Origin of the sequence: Chryseobacterium nakagawai (genome assembly GCF_900637665.1) — a bacterium.
GTDB classification, from domain to species: domain Bacteria; phylum Bacteroidota; class Bacteroidia; order Flavobacteriales; family Weeksellaceae; genus Chryseobacterium; species Chryseobacterium nakagawai.
Genome location: NZ_LR134386.1, coordinates 1737358 through 1755474 on the forward strand (window position 1 = coordinate 1737358; position 18117 = coordinate 1755474).

General features: G+C 37.1%; 12 protein-coding genes. 6 read left to right on the forward strand and 6 right to left on the reverse strand.

Annotation, left to right across the window (positions count from 1 at the left end; translation table 11 throughout):
- Positions 1–43: 43 nt before the first annotated feature.
- Together EL260_RS07995 and EL260_RS08000 are read right to left on the reverse strand one after the other, a co-directional pair.
- On the reverse strand, positions 44–1888 hold the full coding sequence (locus EL260_RS07995) for a chloride channel protein (protein WP_123859652.1): 1845 nt from the start codon (positions 1886–1888) through the stop codon (positions 44–46).
- Between the two features lie 26 nt (positions 1889–1914).
- Entirely contained in the window at positions 1915–3150 is a 1236-nt protein-coding gene (locus tag EL260_RS08000; protein WP_123859653.1) for a cation:proton antiporter, read from the reverse strand.
- A 612-nt stretch (positions 3151–3762) separates the two neighbouring features.
- On the opposite strand from EL260_RS08000, the gene EL260_RS08005 reads away from it, so the two are divergent.
- The 4 genes from EL260_RS08005 to EL260_RS08020 all read left to right on the forward strand — a co-directional run bounded on the left by EL260_RS08005 (position 3763) and on the right by EL260_RS08020 (position 10307).
- Positions 3763–4851, forward strand: a complete 1089-nt coding sequence (locus EL260_RS08005) for an efflux RND transporter periplasmic adaptor subunit (protein ID WP_123859654.1) — start codon at positions 3763–3765, stop codon at positions 4849–4851.
- 17 nt (positions 4852–4868) lie between these two features.
- Positions 4869–7976, forward strand: a complete 3108-nt coding sequence (locus tag EL260_RS08010) for an efflux RND transporter permease subunit (protein WP_123859655.1) — start codon at positions 4869–4871, stop codon at positions 7974–7976.
- Positions 7973–9421, forward strand: coding sequence for a TolC family protein (locus EL260_RS08015; protein WP_123859656.1), 1449 nt, complete (start codon positions 7973–7975; stop codon positions 9419–9421). Before EL260_RS08010 ends, EL260_RS08015 begins: the two co-directional genes overlap by 4 nt.
- A 202-nt stretch (positions 9422–9623) precedes the next feature.
- Complete coding sequence (locus EL260_RS08020) at positions 9624–10307, forward strand: hypothetical protein (RefSeq protein WP_123859657.1); 684 nt, start codon at positions 9624–9626, stop codon at positions 10305–10307.
- Here EL260_RS08020 and EL260_RS08025 read toward each other — a convergent pair.
- Positions 10297–13380, reverse strand: coding sequence for a DNA polymerase III subunit alpha (locus EL260_RS08025; RefSeq protein ID WP_123859658.1), 3084 nt, complete (start codon positions 13378–13380; stop codon positions 10297–10299). The genes EL260_RS08020 and EL260_RS08025 overlap by 11 nt on opposite strands.
- A 7-nt stretch (positions 13381–13387) precedes the next feature.
- Positions 13388–14530, reverse strand: coding sequence for a DNA polymerase IV (gene dinB / locus EL260_RS08030; protein WP_123859659.1), 1143 nt, complete (start codon positions 14528–14530; stop codon positions 13388–13390).
- Positions 14531–14591: 61 nt separating this feature from the next.
- Between dinB and EL260_RS08035 the strand changes: the two genes are divergently transcribed.
- Both EL260_RS08035 and EL260_RS08040 read left to right on the forward strand, forming a co-directional pair.
- Complete coding sequence (locus EL260_RS08035; RefSeq protein ID WP_123859660.1) at positions 14592–15368, forward strand: XRE family transcriptional regulator; 777 nt, start codon at positions 14592–14594, stop codon at positions 15366–15368.
- 129 nt (positions 15369–15497) lie between these two features.
- Entirely contained in the window at positions 15498–16109 is a 612-nt protein-coding gene (locus EL260_RS08040; protein ID WP_123859661.1) for an alpha-ketoglutarate-dependent dioxygenase AlkB family protein, read from the forward strand.
- On the opposite strand, the gene EL260_RS08045 is transcribed toward EL260_RS08040, so the two are convergent.
- Both EL260_RS08045 and EL260_RS08050 read right to left on the reverse strand, forming a co-directional pair.
- Positions 16095–16937 carry a hypothetical protein gene (locus tag EL260_RS08045; RefSeq protein WP_123859662.1) on the reverse strand — a complete coding sequence of 281 codons (843 nt, stop codon included), beginning with the start codon at positions 16935–16937 and terminating at the stop codon, positions 16095–16097. The two genes, EL260_RS08040 and EL260_RS08045, sit on opposite strands and share 15 nt — an antisense overlap.
- Positions 16938–16952: 15 nt before the next feature.
- Positions 16953–17990 (reverse strand): hypothetical protein, encoded by a 1038-nt coding sequence (locus EL260_RS08050; protein ID WP_123859663.1) that lies wholly within the window; start codon positions 17988–17990, stop codon positions 16953–16955.
- Positions 17991–18117 lie beyond the last annotated feature (127 nt).

Here is an 18117-nt window from a genome sequence, read left to right on the forward strand (position 1 = left end):
AAGTTATTGTTTCACTAATTTAGTAATTTTTTTCTTTTAAATGCTATTCTGAGTACTCTTTTAACAATTGACGGTATCCCATCAAAATAGAGGATTTGGAAATGAAGCCTATAAATCTGTTGTGTTCACCTACTACAGGTAAATTCCAGACTCCTGTATCATCAAAGACCTGAAGGATCTCCAAGGGTTTATCCTCTTTATGAATAACCGCAGCGGGAGCTTTCATAATCTGAGCAATATTTTTAGGAACATCATGGTCTCCGAACAGATAAGGGCGGATATCATCTATGGAGAACATACCTCTTAATGTTCTTTTATCATCGATGACTGCAAAAATATTCTTATTGCTCTTTTTGAAGAGTTCAAACATTTCTGTAATGAAAATATTTTCATTAATTACCTGAGAGTTATAATCTATAAAATCCTCACTGTGAAGGGCAAAAAGAATATTTCTGTCGTGTTTATCCGTAAAGATTTTACCTTGGTCTGCCATTGACTTGAGTTCAGGTGATATGGGTGAAAACCACTTGGCAATAAGATAGGATATTACGGAGGCAATCATCAGAGGAATAAATAAATCATAGCCGAGGCTTGACTCTGCAATCAGAAAGATGGCGGTAAGCGGAGCATACAAAACACCGCTCATTGCCCCGGCCATTCCTACAAGAACAAGATTGGTCACAGGTACATCGGTAAATCCGATCTGCTGGCACACCAGCGCAAATAAGTATCCTACTGTTCCACCTGCAAACAGCGAAGGAGCAAAATTTCCTCCGTTTCCTCCGCTGAAAATTGTAAACGATGTAGCAAAAGCTTTTAACAGGCAAACCAGTAATAGGAAAAGAATAATGGTCCAGTCTTTAATTTCAAAGTACCTGAAAAAGCTGTTTTCAATAATGGCTTGAGTATTACCATTGGTAAAGGCTTTTACGGTATCATAGCCCTCTCCGAAAAGCGGTGGAAAAAGAACACATAACAAAGATAATATGGCACCACCCAGCATCGCTTTACGAAGGCGCGAAAGAGAAAGTTTTTTAAGATAATGTTCAACCTTCTGGGAGATGATCACAAAATATCGGGCATATATTCCGGTTACAATTCCCAGAATAAGATAATAGGGCACATTCCTATAATTGAATGATTCCCTGGTATAAAACCTGAATAATACATCTTCCTGAAGCAATATTCTGGAGAGAAGACTTCCGCATACGGCTGCAACGACCAAAGGAATGAAGTCCGTAAAAACAACTCCGGTCAACAGGATTTCAAAAGCAAACATAATCCCTGCAATAGGAGCATTGAAAGCTGAAGCAATTCCGGCAGTGGCACCGGCTGCCAATAACAGTGTTCGCTCTTTATATCCCAGCCTGTAGGTTTGGGCATAATTCGATCCGATAGCTGAACCCGTTACTGCAATGGGACTCTCCAAACCTGCAGATCCTCCCAAACCTACAGTTACAGCACTTTGTATAATCTGGGAATACATCTTTACCGAAGATACAATGCTCGAATTTTGGGCAATCTCATAGAGTATCGCTCCAATACCTTTTCTGTCCTGGCCTTTAAACAGGGTAATGACGATCATTGTGGTCAGCACAATTCCTAAGAATGGAAATACCAGATAGAACAGAAGCTGGTATTCAAAATGCACTTTATGGGTGATAAAATAATGAATGTTGTGAACCAATGTTTTTAGAATGACTCCAGCCAGTCCGGCAGTACATCCTACAAGAATACCGGAGAGTAAAAGAAATTGATTTCTGCTCAACCTGTTATGCAGCCAATGAAGCACAAGCTCATAACTCCTTGCTTTTTCAAGCCCGTATTTCTGAAAGTCTCTTTTAAATTTAAGAAAGCTTAAGTACTTTTTTCTGTTATGAATTTTCATCAGCGTTGGTCTTACCTGACGGCATTTTATGAAGTTAATTTTTTAATTACTTTTTCTACGGTAATTCCCTGGATAAGAATTGAGAAAATCACAATGACAAAGGTAATGGATACCAGAATATCTTTATAGGGATTTTGCGGTAAAGATAGTGCCAGTGCGATAGAGATTCCGCCTCTTAATCCTCCCCATGTCATAATGAACAGAGATTTTGTCCCAAAAACCTTTTTAAATCTGAATACAACAGCTGGAACATATAAAGATACAAAACGGGCGATTAGAATAATTAACGCAGTAATAATACCAATAGCCAGATAACTGGTATCAAATGAAACAATGACGATCTCAAGCCCGATCAGCATAAATAAGATCGCATTTAATACCTCGTCGGTTACTTCCCAAAATTTACCCAGATAATCGCGGGTAATATCGCTCATTGCTAATTCTTTTCCTCTATTACCTGTCATTAATCCTGCAACTACCATAGCTAATGGACCTGAAACATGGATGGAATGGCAAAGGCTGTAGCCTCCCATTACCATTGCTAATGAGATTAAAATTTCTGTTTGGAAATGATCAATGGATTTCATGAGTTTATAGCCTATGAAACCGATAATAAGTCCTATAATAACACCGCCAATGGCTTCATGAATAAAAAGCATTCCGATTTCAGTGGGGCCGAAGTTTTCCGGTCCTACGGTGGCGATCTTTAAAATGGTAACAAATATCACAACTCCGATACCGTCATTAAAAAGAGATTCTCCGACAATATTGGTTTCTATATTTTTGGATAGATTCGTTTTTTTCAGGATGCCCATTACAGCAATAGGATCTGTAGGAGAGATCAAGGCACCAAACAGCAGGCAGTATATAAGGGGGATATCCTGATGAAATACTGAAAGAAGATAAAACAAACTGTATCCCACTATCAGTGTAGAAATTAATGTCCCAATGGTGGCAAAACTAATGATGCTTTTTGCCGATTTTTTTAATTCCGGGATAGAAACATGCAGGGAACCTGCAAATAACAAAAAACTTAAAAGAATACCTAACAGAAATTCTGAAAAATCAATTAAAGCCAGTTTCTCACGGATCATTTCTGTAAAACCAGAAGAAAAATATCCGGTAACAATGACACCGGCTGCTGCTAATACACCCATCATCATCAGACTGATTCCGGAAGGAAGTTTTAAAAATTTTATATTGAGATAAGAAAAGAATGCTGCGAGTGTGATGAGAATAGAGAAGATTAAAAATAGCTCCATAAATGATTTTTTTGTGTTACAAAAGTACTGAAAACGAACTTAATTCTTTAAGCTCAATCGTTTTAATTAGTTTGTTTTTTACAAATAATTAGAATGTTTTTACAATATCAATTAACTTTTATTTTATAAATTTTTAACATAAATTAAAAAAAAATTAAAGCAAAATGACTTACATTTGCTGATATACTATTTCTAATCCCCTGAATTTTCAATATTACGGCTGAATGTTATTATTTAGAACGTTTTTTTGTTTTTATATTTTTACTCTGTTTTTCGTTTTCAGCTCAGATAGAGCTGGCAAGGCATCGGTAAATATTGTTGCTTTTAAGCATCCTGTACGTAGTGGCGCAAATCGCTCTATCAAGAAGTATAACAATGTAAAGGCTGTTGAAGTTGAGAATAAGAGTTTTTCTAAATATCTAAATTACTTTGATATTCCAGATAAATCGGAGAATTGTCCCGAGGTCCTTATTAAAGTTGTTCTGAAGGGTCTGCCTGTTTCTTCTGGAGACATATTTTGTGCCGTAAAATCCTATCTTCATTTACTCCAGCTGTTTTAAACTGATATTTCCAATTATTTTTTTCGTAAAGTTTCAGTTATAAAATTCTATAATGAATATAAAAAGTTTCATATTATGCGTAAGCGCATTATTATGCGCATTATCATGTGATAAAAACAATCCCAATAAAAATAAAAACACTAAGGAAGTTCCCGTTCTTGAGGTAAAACAAAAAGATACGTTGATCAACAGCCAGTTTGTTACCGATATACAGGCCAAAAGAAATGTTGAAATCCGCTCCAGAATTGACGGTATCATTCAACATATTTATGTCAATGAAGGGCAGTTTGTAAAAAAAGGGCAGTCGCTTTTCAAGATCAATGATGCTGAGTTACAAATGGATCTGTTAAAGGCTGAGGCCAGGTTTAAACAGACAAAAGCCGACCTTCGGATCGCTGAGGTTGAACTCAAGCAGATTGAGAGTTTATATGCTAAAAAGTTTGTTGCTGTTAACGAGTTTGAACTTGCTAAAGCCAGGTTGGCATCTGCGCGCGCAAAATGTTCTTTTGCCGAAGCTGAGAAAAAAGCGGTTGTCCAGCAGATTAATTTTACATTGATTACAGCGCCATTCGACGGTGTGATAGATGTCATTCCTCATAAAAGCGGAAGTCTGGTCAATAACGGAACACTGCTTACGACACTTTCGCAACTGGATGAGGTATATGCTTATTTCTCCATTCCTGAAAATAAATACTTTGAACTTTTGGCCAGTGATAAATTAGGAAAGCATCAGAAGATTGAGCTTACCCTTCCTAATGGAACAAACTATCAGTTTAATGGTACGTTAAAATCTGCTAAAAGCGAGATTGACCGTGCTACCGGATCTATCAGGTATAAGGTGCTTTTCCCAAACCCACAACATATCATCAAGCATGGGACTTCCGGTAAACTGACCATTTCCGATGTTCAGAATAATGCACTCCTCATTCCGCAAAAATCAACCTTTTCAATTCAGGATAAAACCTATATATTCCTGGTGGATAAGAATAATAAAGTAAAGATGACCAATATTAAAGTAGGTCCGGCCATAAAGAATTCTTATCTGGTTGAAAGCGGTATCAAAAAGGGAGATCTGATTATTTATGAAGGAGCGCAGTCTCTTAAAGATGGAGATGTCATCAAAATTAAAGACCGATTATAATTCTTAAATAGTTGATTATGGTAGAAATGTTTATAAAGCGAAAAGTACTTTCGCTGGTGATTTCCATTGTCTTTGTTTTGATAGGAATTATGGCGCTGACTAAGATGCCGATCACCCAGTTTCCTGACATCGTTCCCCCTTCAGTAACCGTTACAGCAAAATATACCGGGGCGAATGCAGAAGTTTCCGCAGATGCGGTTGCCTTACCCCTGGAGCGTGCAATTAATGGTGTGCCGGGGATGACCTATATGTCAACCGTTACTTCAAATGATGGACTGACCGTTATACAGGTCTTTTTTGAAGTGGGTACTGATCCGGATTTGGCTGCAGTGAATGTACAGAACCGGGTAACTACAATTCTTGACGAACTTCCTGAGGAAGTAATCCGGGCCGGAGTGACTACTGAAAAGGAGGTTAACAGTATGCTGATGTACCTCAATATTACCAGCACTGATCCCAGCCAGGATGAACAGTTTATTTACAATTTTACAGATATTAATATTCTCCAGGAACTCAAGCGCCTGGACGGAGTGGGGAGAGCAGAGATTATGGGGCAGAAGGAATATTCCATGAGGGTTTGGCTTGATCCCCAGAAAATGGCGGCGTATAATATTTCCACGGAAGAAGTAATCAGTTCCCTGCAGAAACAGAATATTTCCGCAGCTCCGGGTAAGGTAGGAGAATCTTCCGGTAAAAAGGCTGGGCAGATTCAGTATGTTGTAAAATACAGAGGAAAGTTTTTTGAGCCTCAACAATATGAAGAAATTCCTGTTAGGGCGGATGAAGAAGGAACAATACTAAAACTAAAAGATATCGCAAAAGTTGAATTTGGGGCAATGACTTATGGAATGGTTTCGAAAACCGATGGAAGGCCGTCAGCATCAATCATGATGAAACAAAGACCGGGATCCAATGCCTCTGAGGTTATCCAGAATGTAAAAAATAAAATGGCGGAGCTGAAAGAAGGCTCGTTCCCACCTGGGATGGATTATAACCTCGCGTATGATGTTTCAAGGTTTCTGGACGCTTCTATCCATGCTGTTTTAAAGACCCTTATCGAAGCCTTTATTCTGGTGGCTATAGTTGTTTTTCTTTTTCTTCAGGACTGGCGTTCTACGCTTATTCCGGTGCTTGCCATTCCGGTGGCTCTGGTGGGTACATTCGCATTCATGGATATGCTGGGGTTTTCACTTAACCTGTTAACCTTATTTGCGCTGGTTCTGTCCATCGGTATTGTTGTAGATAATGCCATTGTTGTTGTGGAGGCTGTTCATGTCAAAATGGAAGAAGGGCATATGCCTTTTGAGGCCACTATAATGGCTGCCAAAGAAATAGCGGGTGCAGTAGTAGCTATAACCTTGGTTATGTCAGCCGTTTTCATTCCTGTAGCATTCCTGGATGGTCCTGTAGGAGTATTTTACCGGCAGTTTTCGCTTACTTTGGCAATCAGTATCGTAATTTCCGGTATTAATGCGTTAACGCTTACTCCAGCTTTATGTGCACTCTTATTAAAACCTCATAACCATCATGGCAAGAAAGGTTTACTGGATCGTTTTTTCAGTGTATTTAATACTATTCTCGACAGAGTTACCAACGGTTATGTAAAAGTCCTGTCAAAATTTGCCACCCGGACAACAGTGACTTTCGGACTCCTGACTTTATTTATACTGCTAACGGGGCTGACGTCAAAATTTCTGGCATCGGGATTCATTCCTATGGAAGACCAGGGGATGGCCTACGTAAGTGTTACTACGCCCCAGGGAGCGACGGTAGAAAGAACTGAAAAGGTACTTGATGAAATCACCAAAATCGCTAAAAAGATGGATGGAGTAGAAAATGTAACGACTCTTGCAGGATATAATGTGGTCACTGAAATTGCAGGATCATCATATGGAATGGCGATGATCAATCTTAAGGACTGGAAAGAAAGAAATATATCTGTGGATGACTTTATTAAAGAATTAAATGAGAAAACGAATCGGATTTCCGATGCGCAAATTGAAGCTTTTGCGCCCCCAACGGTTCCGGGATTTGGGAATACCAGCGGCTTTGAACTTCGTCTCCTGGACAGAACCGGCGGAAGCATTGAAAATATGGATAAAGTAACCAAGGATTTTATTAAGAAGCTGAATGAAGCTTCTGAGCTTAAGAACAGCTTTACCAGCTTTGATGCTACTTTCCCACAGTATATGGTGAATATTGATTATGATATGGCGGCTAAAAAAGGAATTTCAGCAGATAATGCAATGTCCACTTTACAAACTTTACTGGGCTCCTATTACGCGACCAATTTCATCCGGTTCAGACAGATGTATAAAGTTATGGTTCAGGCAGGACCTGAATTCCGCGATACTCCGGAGAGTATATTGAACCTATATTTAAAAAATGACAAAGGTGAAATGGTGCCTTTTTCAACCTTTATAACGATGGAAAGAGTATATGGTCCCGAAGTACTGACGCGCTACAATATGTATATGTCTGCGATGATCAATGGAGAGGCTGCTGAGGGTTTCAGTTCAGGTGACGCTATTGCCGCAGTAGATAAAATAGCAAAAGAAACGCTTCCTAAAGGCTTCGATATTGAATGGTCGGGTATGACCCGTGAAGAAATCTTATCAGGAAATCAAACAGCTTATATTTTTCTGGTCTGCCTGATTTTTGTCTACCTTTTATTAGCGGCACAATATGAGAGTTTTCTGCTTCCTATGCCAGTGCTGTTAAGTTTACCAACAGGAATTTTCGGTTCTTATATTGCTCTGATGGTTTGTGGTCTTGATAATAATATTTACGCTCAGGTGGCATTAGTGATGTTGATAGGGCTGCTTGCCAAAAATGCGATATTAATTGTGGAATTTGCCATTGCAAGTTACAAGGAGGGAAACAGCATTATTTCAGCTGCTATCGAAGGAGCAAGGCAGCGTCTTCGTCCCATTCTGATGACCTCTTTCGCTTTTATCGCCGGATTGATTCCATTATGTGTAGCATCGGGTGCCGGAGCCGTTGGGAACCGTTCCATTGGAACCGCAGCCGCAGGGGGTATGTTAATCGGTACCGTCTTCGGTCTTATCATTATTCCCGGCCTTTACATTTTCTTTGCAACCCTTGAAAACAGAAAAAAAGCATGAAACGAATTCAATTAAAACTTATATTTTGGAGTGTCACAGGACTGTTCATGACTTCCTGTGCTGTTCCTAAAGTAGCATCAATGAAGGACGCGGATAGATTACCGGATCCCGTTGTTGTTGATTCAGCTACCGGCAGATCAGAATTTTCAGGAATAGATCTTAAGGGCTATTTTACGGATTCCCATTTATTATATCTTTTTGAGGAGGTAAAAAAAGCCAATCCTGACTTTAAAATAGCCCAGCAAAGAGTAGAAATAGCCAACAGCTTTTTAAAGCGGTCAAAAACAGAATTACTGCCTTCTCTGGAAATTGGAGTTCAGGTTTCCGGCGACCGGTATGGAAAATATACTATGGAAGGGGTTGGGAATTATGATACCAATCTTTCCTCGAATATCACTAAGGAACAAAAGATCAATACTTCCTTTACCCCTAATTATTGGATGGGTGCCAGAAGCAGCTGGGAAATCGATGCCTGGGGAAAATTAAAAAATAAGAAACTTTCAGCTCAGAACAAATTCCTGGCATCAACAGAAGGTTTGAAGCTTCTACAGACCGATCTTTTTACGGATATTGCCAATTTATATTATGATCTGATCACTTTAGACAAGCGATTAAAAATCTATCAGGATAATTACAACCTTCAGAAGCGTGCCTTTGAAATTATCAAAGCACAGCGTGAAGTTGGTAAGGTAACTGAACTGGCTGTACAGCAGTTTAAAGCACAGAACAATAACTGGCTGGCAGAAATTGAACATATTAAAGTAGAAATAGTCACTGTAAAGCAAGCCATATCAACATTAACGGGGGTATACGGGGGTGATATACAGAGAGGAGACACGCTTCTGCCTACAAATTTCAATATCCTGAATTCCAATATTAACGTTGATAAGATAATTCATTCCAGGCCTGATGTGATTTCAAACTATTATTATCTTAAGGCTTCACATGCGGATGCCAAAGCTGCAAGAGCTGCTTTTTATCCTAAAATTGATATTGGAGCAGGATTAGGAATCAATTCCTTTTCCGCCGAAACACTTTTCAAACCAGCCTCCTTGGCTGGACAGATTTTAGGAGGTTTGATGGTCCCTGTTTTTAACAAAGGCCAGCTGCAATATGAATTTAAAGTTGCTGGCATAGAACAGGAAATTGCATTTCTGAATTACCAGAAGAGTGTTACTACTGCCTTCAATGAGCTGCAGTCTATTCTGAAGCAGACTCAAATATTTCATAGAGTTTTAGAACTTAAAGAAGAGGAAGTGAATTTTTTAGATAAAGGAATAGAGGTGTCTAATGACTTGTATATTACGGGCTATGCCAACTACTTTGAACTGATCAATGCTCAGAAAAGCAAGCTGCAAGCCGAGCTTGATCTTCTCAAATTTCAACATGAAAATACCAGGAACAATGTGCTGTTATTTAAAGCGTTAGCAGGTAAATTAGAATGATATATTAGTTAGTTGATTTTATATGTTAGTAAGGCTGTCTCAGAAATGGGACGGCTTTTTTAATTATACAAATAAAGGAGGAATAACCTGACTTTTTACTATCATTTATTAAGTGTTTTTTATTTTAATTTCTATATTCAGTATAATACCAGCATGGTAATTTATTTATAAATTTGAATTTAATAAAACTAATCTTCTAGCTATGAAGCAAAATTCAACTTTAATCTTGGGAAGTATTTTTATCTGTGTAATCGTTTTTATTCTCCCATTTTTGATCAGATCGGGTAGTGATTCCCTTAATTCTGTTTTTGCAACAGCTTTCACAGCATTAGGAGCTTCTGCAACACTAATAACGATGATAATTGCATTATCACTTTATCAAAAGTATGGAATGGATAGTAAATTGATTGAACAACAAACGGCTAAAGTTTTCGAATTAATCGATCAGATCAAAGGTAAATCATTAACAATTCATACTGGGGAGATCAAATATTTCTTACGTTTTATCAATATAGAAGAAGATCTCAAAAATGATCCGGTATTAAATAGAATGTATCCAAAGAAAATAGCTGTTAATAGTGATGATTATCTTTTGTTTTTACAACCATTAAGGATTTTTATGAACAACTATTTACTACCGTCTGAAATTAAAGCCCATTTGAAGTTGTTTGATTTATATGCCGTAGATGAGGAAATTGAATTCAGCTATGAAAATTATGTTAAAATGAGTTATGAACATGCAATTGATGATTCTTTTTTTGTAATGTTTCCTGCCGTTACTGTAGAGGAATTTATCGATCGTAAGAATATGTTGATAAAATCAATAGAGGGTTGGCTATCAAAGCACACAAGCATAAAGTTAGACCTTGAAATGGCTAAACCTTAGTTATATTAATTAAATTTTCGTACAGCGTTTTATATCTTGGCAATCCAATTTCGTGTTCCTGTGGATACGGTTTCCTAAAAGTCATACTGACATCCTCATGCAAATTGCGCTGAGCTTCCAATGATTTTTCTTCATCCATGGAATATCTTGGATCCGGAATAAAAGGCATTTTGGCCATTTTATGAATGGTAACAGTCGGAAAATGAAAATCGACCTCTACGGTTCCCAATAGAAGATAACACCCGCCACCCTGAAAAGGATATTCTTCAAGGCTGTTTGGGAAATGAGCGGTATCAAAATATTCTCCTTCAGCATCAATCCAGGTTCCGAAATACATGGTTCCTTTTTTGGTGGGAACATGCTTTCTTGAAATAAGATAAGCGAGCATTTTAACCTGTTGTTTATGAAACTTCAACAAATTTTTTATTAGGACAGAACCTCTGTATCGGGTTTGTAATAAATCAAAAGGGCTGAATGAAACGGGGAAACCTAATATTTCTATTTCATCAAAAGCATCTTCAAACCGGTTTCTTTCTATAGAAGGAAGCTGATAATCTTTTTGGGGCTCGTCCAACAAAGTCAGATGCCTGAAAGGAACCTTATTATTTCCCAGAAGAAATCTTGATTCAATCAGCAGCTCATGCTTCTGTTTTCCGGTAAAGCGGAATGCTCCGATAAAGATTAAAATTTGTAGTGTTTCGATGCCAATAGGAATTCTTTTCACAAAGTTTTCCAAGGAAGTATACTCTCCATTTTGGGTTCTTTCTTCAGGAATCAGCTGTGCTAACCTTGTTTCCAGTTTTTCAATATGCATCAATCCTAAATACACATCCAAGCCATAAACCGTTGTCTGGTATTCACTTAAATTGACACAGGGATTATGGATAGTAGCTCCCGACATCTTGGCCTCATGAATATAGACTTCCGTTCTGTAGAATCCGCCGCCGTTATTAATAGCGGAGACCATGAATTCGATAGGATAATAGACCTTGAGGTATAAGCTCTGATAGCTTTCCACAGCATAGGAAGCAGAATGTGCTTTACAGAATGAGTATCCTGCAAAAGATTCGATCTGCCGGTATACTTCCATGGATAACTGTTCGGGATGTCCTAATCTTTTACAGGATTCAAAGAAGTTATCTTTTACTTTCTGTAAAGCAGATAAAGACCGTCCCTTACCGCTCATCGCCCGTCTCAGAACATCACCATCAGGAGCGGATAACCCACCAAAATGCAGGGCAATTTTAATAACATCTTCCTGATATACCATAATGCCGTAGGTTTCTCCTAATTCCTTTTCAAAAACCTCATGGAAGTACTCAAATTTTGAGGGATTATTGTGCCTGAAGATATATTCCCGCATCATTCCGCTTTGTGCAACTCCGGGGCGGATAATGGAAGAGGCGGCAACCAGTACTTTGTAATTGTCGCACTTCAGTCTTCGAAGTAACCCCCGCATAGCGGGAGACTCAATATAAAAACAGCCGATGGTTTTTCCGGAACTTAAGAATTCATTGCATCGGGCTTCGTCTTTTGAGAGGGAAGTATCACGGATATCGATATCAATTCCTCTTTTTTCCTTAATCAGCTTTACAGTGTCATCTATAGTTCCTAACCCTCTTTGTGAGAGAATATCAAATTTTTCAAGTCCAATCTCTTCAGCAGTGTACATATCAAACTGTACGATCGGAAAACCTTTAGGAGGCATTTCGAGTGCTGAATAATTGGTGATAGGCTCTTCCGATATGAGAATCCCACAGGAATGCATACTTCTCTGGTTCGGAAACTTTTCCAACAATTTTCCGTAGTAATGAACCTGTTTGGATACCGAATTAGTATCATGTTCCTGGATGGGTTTCGTTGCCAGTATATCAAGCTCATCTTTCGGAAGCCCAAATACTTTTCCTACTTCCCGGAAAATAGAACGGTATTTAAATTCAACATTGGTTCCACAGAAGGCAACATGGTTCTTACCATATTTATCAAAAATATATTCAAGGATAATATCCCTGGTCTGCCAACTCCAGTCTATGTCAAAATCCGGAGGTGTTTTACGGTTGAGGTTTAAAAAACGTTCAAAATACAGATCAAGTTCCAGAGGACATATATCAGTAATTCCGATGCAGTAACTGACAATGGAATTGGCACCGCTGCCTCTTCCTACGTGCATAAATCCCATGCGGTTGCTATATTGGATAATGTCCCAGGTGATGAGGAAATAAGCACAGAAATTAAGCTGATCAATAACTGCTAATTCTTTATCCACCCTTTCTTTTGCCTGTAGATTATCATCAGAATACCTTTTTGAGAGCCCCTGATACGCCAACTGTTTTAAAAGTTTAAAATCATTTTCCCTGCTGTCAGTGAAATGTTTTTTGTTTTTGGGGGTTGAAAAGTCAAAATCAAAGTGGCAGCTATTAACAATATATTTTGTATTCTCAATGATTTGAGTAAAATTTTTAAATTGAGACAGAAGCTTTTTTTTATCAGTAAACATTTCATTGTCTTTACAGTAATGAGCTTCTGTTAGCTTACTGATCAAGGTATTGAGATCAATGGCCCTTAGTATTTTATGAAGCTCATATTCTTCAGGAGTTGTAAAGGTAACGGGATGCAGGATGACCATTTTATGGATGAACGGTTTCAATTCAGGTTGAATTAAAAGGTTGAGCTGGTCCTTTCTGATACCTATAAATTCATGATCTGCTAATTGTTCCGGAATATTCTCCAGTGGGTAAATAACAAAAGTATCTGTAAAATAAGGATTTGCTTTAGGAATTTCAATGCCTTCACAGTTATATGCGGTTAAAAGCCTGTTGACTTCGGCAATGCTTTTTTGATTTTTAGCCAGGCAGATATAATACAGTTCATCCTGAACCCGTATTTCCACTCCGACGATCGGTTTGATATTATGATCCTGACAAAGTTTATAGAAATCATATATTCCCGTAACGGTATTGATATCCGTAAGAGCTAAGGTTTTAATATTAAAATGTACAGCCTGCTTAACCAGTTCTTTAATAGAAATGGTTCCATACCGAAGGCTATGATAAGAATGACAATTCAGAAACATCTTATACTTATTTTAATAAACCTGAGGCTCTTCCTACACTTGAAGTTCCAAACCTGTTCTTGATTTTATCCATTGTCTGATACAGTGATATCAACTCTTCCGTATCTTCAAAGAGATCCATTTGATGGCATCCGTGAACCAGTCTGGTAAACTTTACTCCAATTAACCTGATTCTCATACGTCTGGTATATACTTTTTTAAAAAGTTCTAAAACATACCTGAGCAGGGTATGGTCAGCTGAGGTGTAAGGAATTCGGCATTGTTTGGTTTCCGTATCAAAATTGGAATACCGGAGTTTTACTACCACTACCGATACCAGCCATTTCTCTGCCCGGAGCTGATAACAGAGTTTTTCAACCATTCCTGAGAGTATACTTTGAATCCCCTGAATATCGATGCTATCCTGGGCAAAAGTATCTTCTGTAGAAATAGATTTTCTTTCCGAATAAGGAACCACAGGATTTTCATCAATTCCGTGTGCTTTTTTCCAGAGTTCATTTCCGCTTTTACCAATCAACTGCTGAAGCACATCAACAGGCATTTCTGAAAGGGTCTGTATGGTTCTGATGCCCAGCCTTGACAGTAACTGAAAGGTTACATCGCCGACCATAGGAATCTTCTTTACCGAAAGTGGGTTCAAGAATGATTGAATTTCAGGCTGTTTTACTTCAAACCTTCCGGTTGGCTTTGATTCTCCGGTTCCGATTTTTGATACGGTTTTATTGGTAGACAACGCAAAACTTATCGGTAAACCTGTATTTTTCTGCACGCTTTCTGCGATTTCATATGTCCACTTATAGCATCCGAAAAACTGATCCATTCCGGAAAGATCAAGATAAAACTCATCGATGCTTGCCTTTTCGAGAACAGGTACTTTTTCCTGAATAATCTCCGTTACCATATGAGACATGTTGGAATACATTTCCATATCTCCTTTAATCACTTTAGCTTCGGGACATAACCGTAAAGCCATTTTAATCGGCATTGCACTCCTTACTCCGAAAAAACGGGTTTCATAAGAGCAGGACGCCACTACACCACGGTCTCCACCTCCGATGATCACAGGCTTTTTCTCCAATTCAGAGTTTTTCAGCCTTTCACAGGAAACAAAGAACGTATCCAAATCCATATGAACAATTGCTCTTTCCATGTGATAAAATTAGTCACTTTTTGAAACAAATTTTGTATTTTTGTTGTCTAAAATTGTAACAATGTCAAAATTCTCTGATAACATCGTGTTTTTGAGAGGAAAGAAAAATATGACCCAGCAAGAGCTGGCAGATCTATTAATTCTTACCCGATCCAGATATGTCGCCTATGAATATGGCAGAACAGAACCTCCTATTGAAATATTGCTTAGAATTTCAAAATTCTATAACATTAGCATTGATTTATTGTTGACTGTAGATGTCAGAAAATTTTCTATCGATGAACTCATGGAGCTTCCTGAGAACAGGATTGTTCTGCCTATCAGGGTTGATCAGGATGGAAACAATCAGATTGAGATTATTCCCCAAAAAGCTTCAATGGGCTACCTGAATGGCTATGGAGATCCGGAATACATAGAAAGTCTGGAGACCATTTCATTACCTTTTTTAAAAGGGGGTAAGTTCAGGGCATTTCCAGCTGACGGAGATTCAATGCCCCCCTATAAGAACGGAACCTATATCGTGGGAAAATATGTAGAAAATCTTTCGGATTTGAAAACGGACAAAACGTATGTTTTCATTACCACCAATGATGGTATCAGTTATAAAAGGTTTCAGTTTCATGAAGCAGATGGTATATGGGTGAAGGCTGACAATCAATTTTATGAGCCTTATAAAATTCCATTGCCTGAAATTAAAGAGATCTGGGAATTTGCCTGTAGTATTAACACCAAAGAATATGAACCTGATGAATTTTCAGAACATCATATTCAAAATTTTATCACAGAAATTAAAACCGATATCAAACAGATCAAAGAAAAAATGGGAGATAAGAATTGAATTTATTTTGAGTACGCGGCATAATTAAAAAACTTCCCCGAAGGGAAGTAAAAACACAATTGATGAATTAAAAAAAATTCCGTAGAAACGGAATAAAACAAAGTTAAATAATTTAAAGAAAAAACTACAATGAGTCAGCTTAGTTTATTTGACGCAGAAGAATTGTATGAGTTTCCAAAAGATCTTTTGGAATACAAGGAAAACTTCCTGAATAGGGAAGAAGCTGACTTGCTTAAAAACAAATTATTGGAAACCGCTCCATGGGAACAGCGTACTCAAAAAATGTACGATAAGATGGTGCTTACTCCACGATTAACAGCTTGGTATGGCGATTCAAAATATAGTGATTCAGAAGAAGATAAAAAGCCAACGAACCCATGGACTCCTGAATTACTTTCTTTAAAAAATAGAATTGAAAAGGAGTTTGGCTGTAAGTTCAATGGTGTTTTATTAAACCTGTATCGTGACCATAATGACTCCGTTGCCTGGCATCAGGATAAAGAAAGCCGATATGGTAAACGTCCGGTTATCGCATCCATAAGTCTTGGACAAACCAGAAACTTTGATTTCAGAAAAAAAGACCATCACCAAAGCAAATACAGTTTACCACTCCCTCATGGTTCCTTACTTATTATGAAAGGTGATCTTCAGGAAAGTTGGGAGCATCGGATCGCTAAGTCTACTGTTCCAATGAAAGAAAGAATTAATCTCACATTTCGTTTAATATTACCCAATCTGTAAGCTTCTGAAGACGGCTTGATAATCTTTTTTAAGAGTTTCTTCATTTAAATGATATTTTCCAAAATTTAAATAAGAAAAAAAATCTTCATTGTGGAAATCTTTAAAATCTTTAGGATAAAAATCGTCCGTATTTAATATTTCCACAGTGTCAGAATGTGTATTGAAATCGATAGTTTTATTAAAATGATTTTGATTAGCATAAAACCATTCTATATGAATGGAGCCATTTATAATACTTCCTGCAAAACCGGTATCATTGCCTTGTCCAACATAGATAGTTGATCCAAACGCAATATTGCTTCTATACTTATTCTTTTGATCACGCTTAAGATAATCAGTAAAATCTTTTGTGACTTTATTAAAGTATATTTTAATATAAAAATTACTTATGCGTTCCTGCCCTAAGATGAAGAGTCTCAGTTGAGAAATATCTACATAACCTAGTAAATTACTTGTCATAATTTTACATCCTGCATGCTTTGCAAAATAACGGTACAGATTCATTTTAGACATCTTCCAATCATTACCAAAGATTTCTTGATAGTTAATTTGGTTTGTGGTTTCTATCATATTATTGATAAGATCAGTGCTCTCAAAGAATTTGGTATAAGCAATATCTGCATTTCTTGTCTGGTTATTGTTACAGTCAATGCAGATCACTTTTGGAAATTTGATCAGTTTATCTTTTGGTGAGTTGAATGGATGGGAATTTTCACCATCATAATAGATAGCATCAAATGATTTACCGAATTGACGTCTGATATCAGATGCCTTAAATTTATGTTCCTCAGAATTCGCTTCATTATTTTGACATATCCAACATTTCATAATTTTTCAACGATTTTAAGATGTTTTGTTCTTTCGTTTTACGTCTAAGATTTCTTTTATATTAGGGGGATATTCACCATTAAAATATTCATAGATTAAGGGATTACGAGCAAAAAAATGACCTGTCAGATCTACCCAAGTTTCAATGGGAATCTGCCCATTTATCTTAAATAATTTTTTTGACTTTGACTTAATTTGCGAATCATCTTTTCTGTTGTAGTTAAGGTCAGAATCCCGTCTTCGGAAATATTCTTCTTCAGTATAGAAATGAAAAGCTCCATCAAAATGTCTAAAATTAAGGGTGCTCATATCAAATTCTGCATGGACATATCTGACAGGGAAATAAATAATATCATCAATTTTTACTTTGATATGTTCACCTTTAAATTCTTCCGCTTGAAATGTTTTAATATTTTTTGATAAAGCCCATTTGATATCTAAGGAGTATGTATCTGCAAAGAAAAAGTTAATTTCAGAATCGTCAAAATCAGGTGAAGGTCTTAATTTTACCAATTGATCAGAAATGCTTTCTACATTTTGATTAAATACAGAACCATACCATGTATCTAATTCTAAGATAGCAGCGTTATTTACATCAATTTTTAAATTATGCTGATCCAAGCTTATTTTTATTTCATCATAAGCATAAGGGTCTATAGCCCAAAATTTATTAATGAATCGGGGCTGGAAACCATTTAGCGAGGAGTAGCTACGTCGGAATAATGGACTAGCCATTGTTATATAATTATCTGCAAAAAAATAGCCGTCAGAGAATATTTGCTTTTTAAATTTAGAATTGAGCAGCTTATAATCTAAAAGACCGTCTTTATCAGGAAGTAGATCTTCATTTAACTTCAAAAGAATATCATGTGATTCAACAACAATGCCTGATCTTTGGGTGTACTTAAAATCTTGAGTAGTTAATTCTATATTTTTACTTGCTGTAAAACGGATAAAGTCAAGAATTATTTTTTCATTGTCTTTCAATGCCTTTTCTGCTTCTTTTTCCAGTTGCTTAATATAATTTTCTCTAAAATCAGACATTTCACTCATAATCAGTAGTCCTTACTATTAAATGCTTTGTAAGTTACGATGCTTTTGGTTAAGATTCCATCATTCAATATTCTTTTTTCGTAACTACGAAAAAGTAGTGATTTTATATGATTTCTGTTGTCCAATT

Coding starts and splice junctions, on each gene's coding strand:
- EL260_RS08025 (WP_123859658.1), bottom strand. CDS start 13,380: ATGTTTCTGAATTGTCATTCTTATCATAGCCTTCGGTATGGAACCATT.
- EL260_RS08005 (WP_123859654.1), top strand. CDS start 3,763: ATGAATATAAAAAGTTTCATATTATGCGTAAGCGCATTATTATGCGCA.
- EL260_RS08050 (WP_123859663.1), bottom strand. CDS start 17,990: ATGAGTGAAATGTCTGATTTTAGAGAAAATTATATTAAGCAACTGGAA.
- EL260_RS08015 (WP_123859656.1), top strand. CDS start 7,973: ATGAAACGAATTCAATTAAAACTTATATTTTGGAGTGTCACAGGACTG.
- EL260_RS08045 (WP_123859662.1), bottom strand. CDS start 16,937: ATGAAATGTTGGATATGTCAAAATAATGAAGCGAATTCTGAGGAACAT.
- EL260_RS08000 (WP_123859653.1), bottom strand. CDS start 3,150: ATGGAGCTATTTTTAATCTTCTCTATTCTCATCACACTCGCAGCATTC.
- EL260_RS08010 (WP_123859655.1), top strand. CDS start 4,869: ATGGTAGAAATGTTTATAAAGCGAAAAGTACTTTCGCTGGTGATTTCC.
- EL260_RS08035 (WP_123859660.1), top strand. CDS start 14,592: ATGTCAAAATTCTCTGATAACATCGTGTTTTTGAGAGGAAAGAAAAAT.
- EL260_RS08020 (WP_123859657.1), top strand. CDS start 9,624: ATGAAGCAAAATTCAACTTTAATCTTGGGAAGTATTTTTATCTGTGTA.
- EL260_RS08040 (WP_123859661.1), top strand. CDS start 15,498: ATGAGTCAGCTTAGTTTATTTGACGCAGAAGAATTGTATGAGTTTCCA.
- EL260_RS07995 (WP_123859652.1), bottom strand. CDS start 1,888: ATGAAAATTCATAACAGAAAAAAGTACTTAAGCTTTCTTAAATTTAAA.
- dinB (WP_123859659.1), bottom strand. CDS start 14,530: ATGGAAAGAGCAATTGTTCATATGGATTTGGATACGTTCTTTGTTTCC.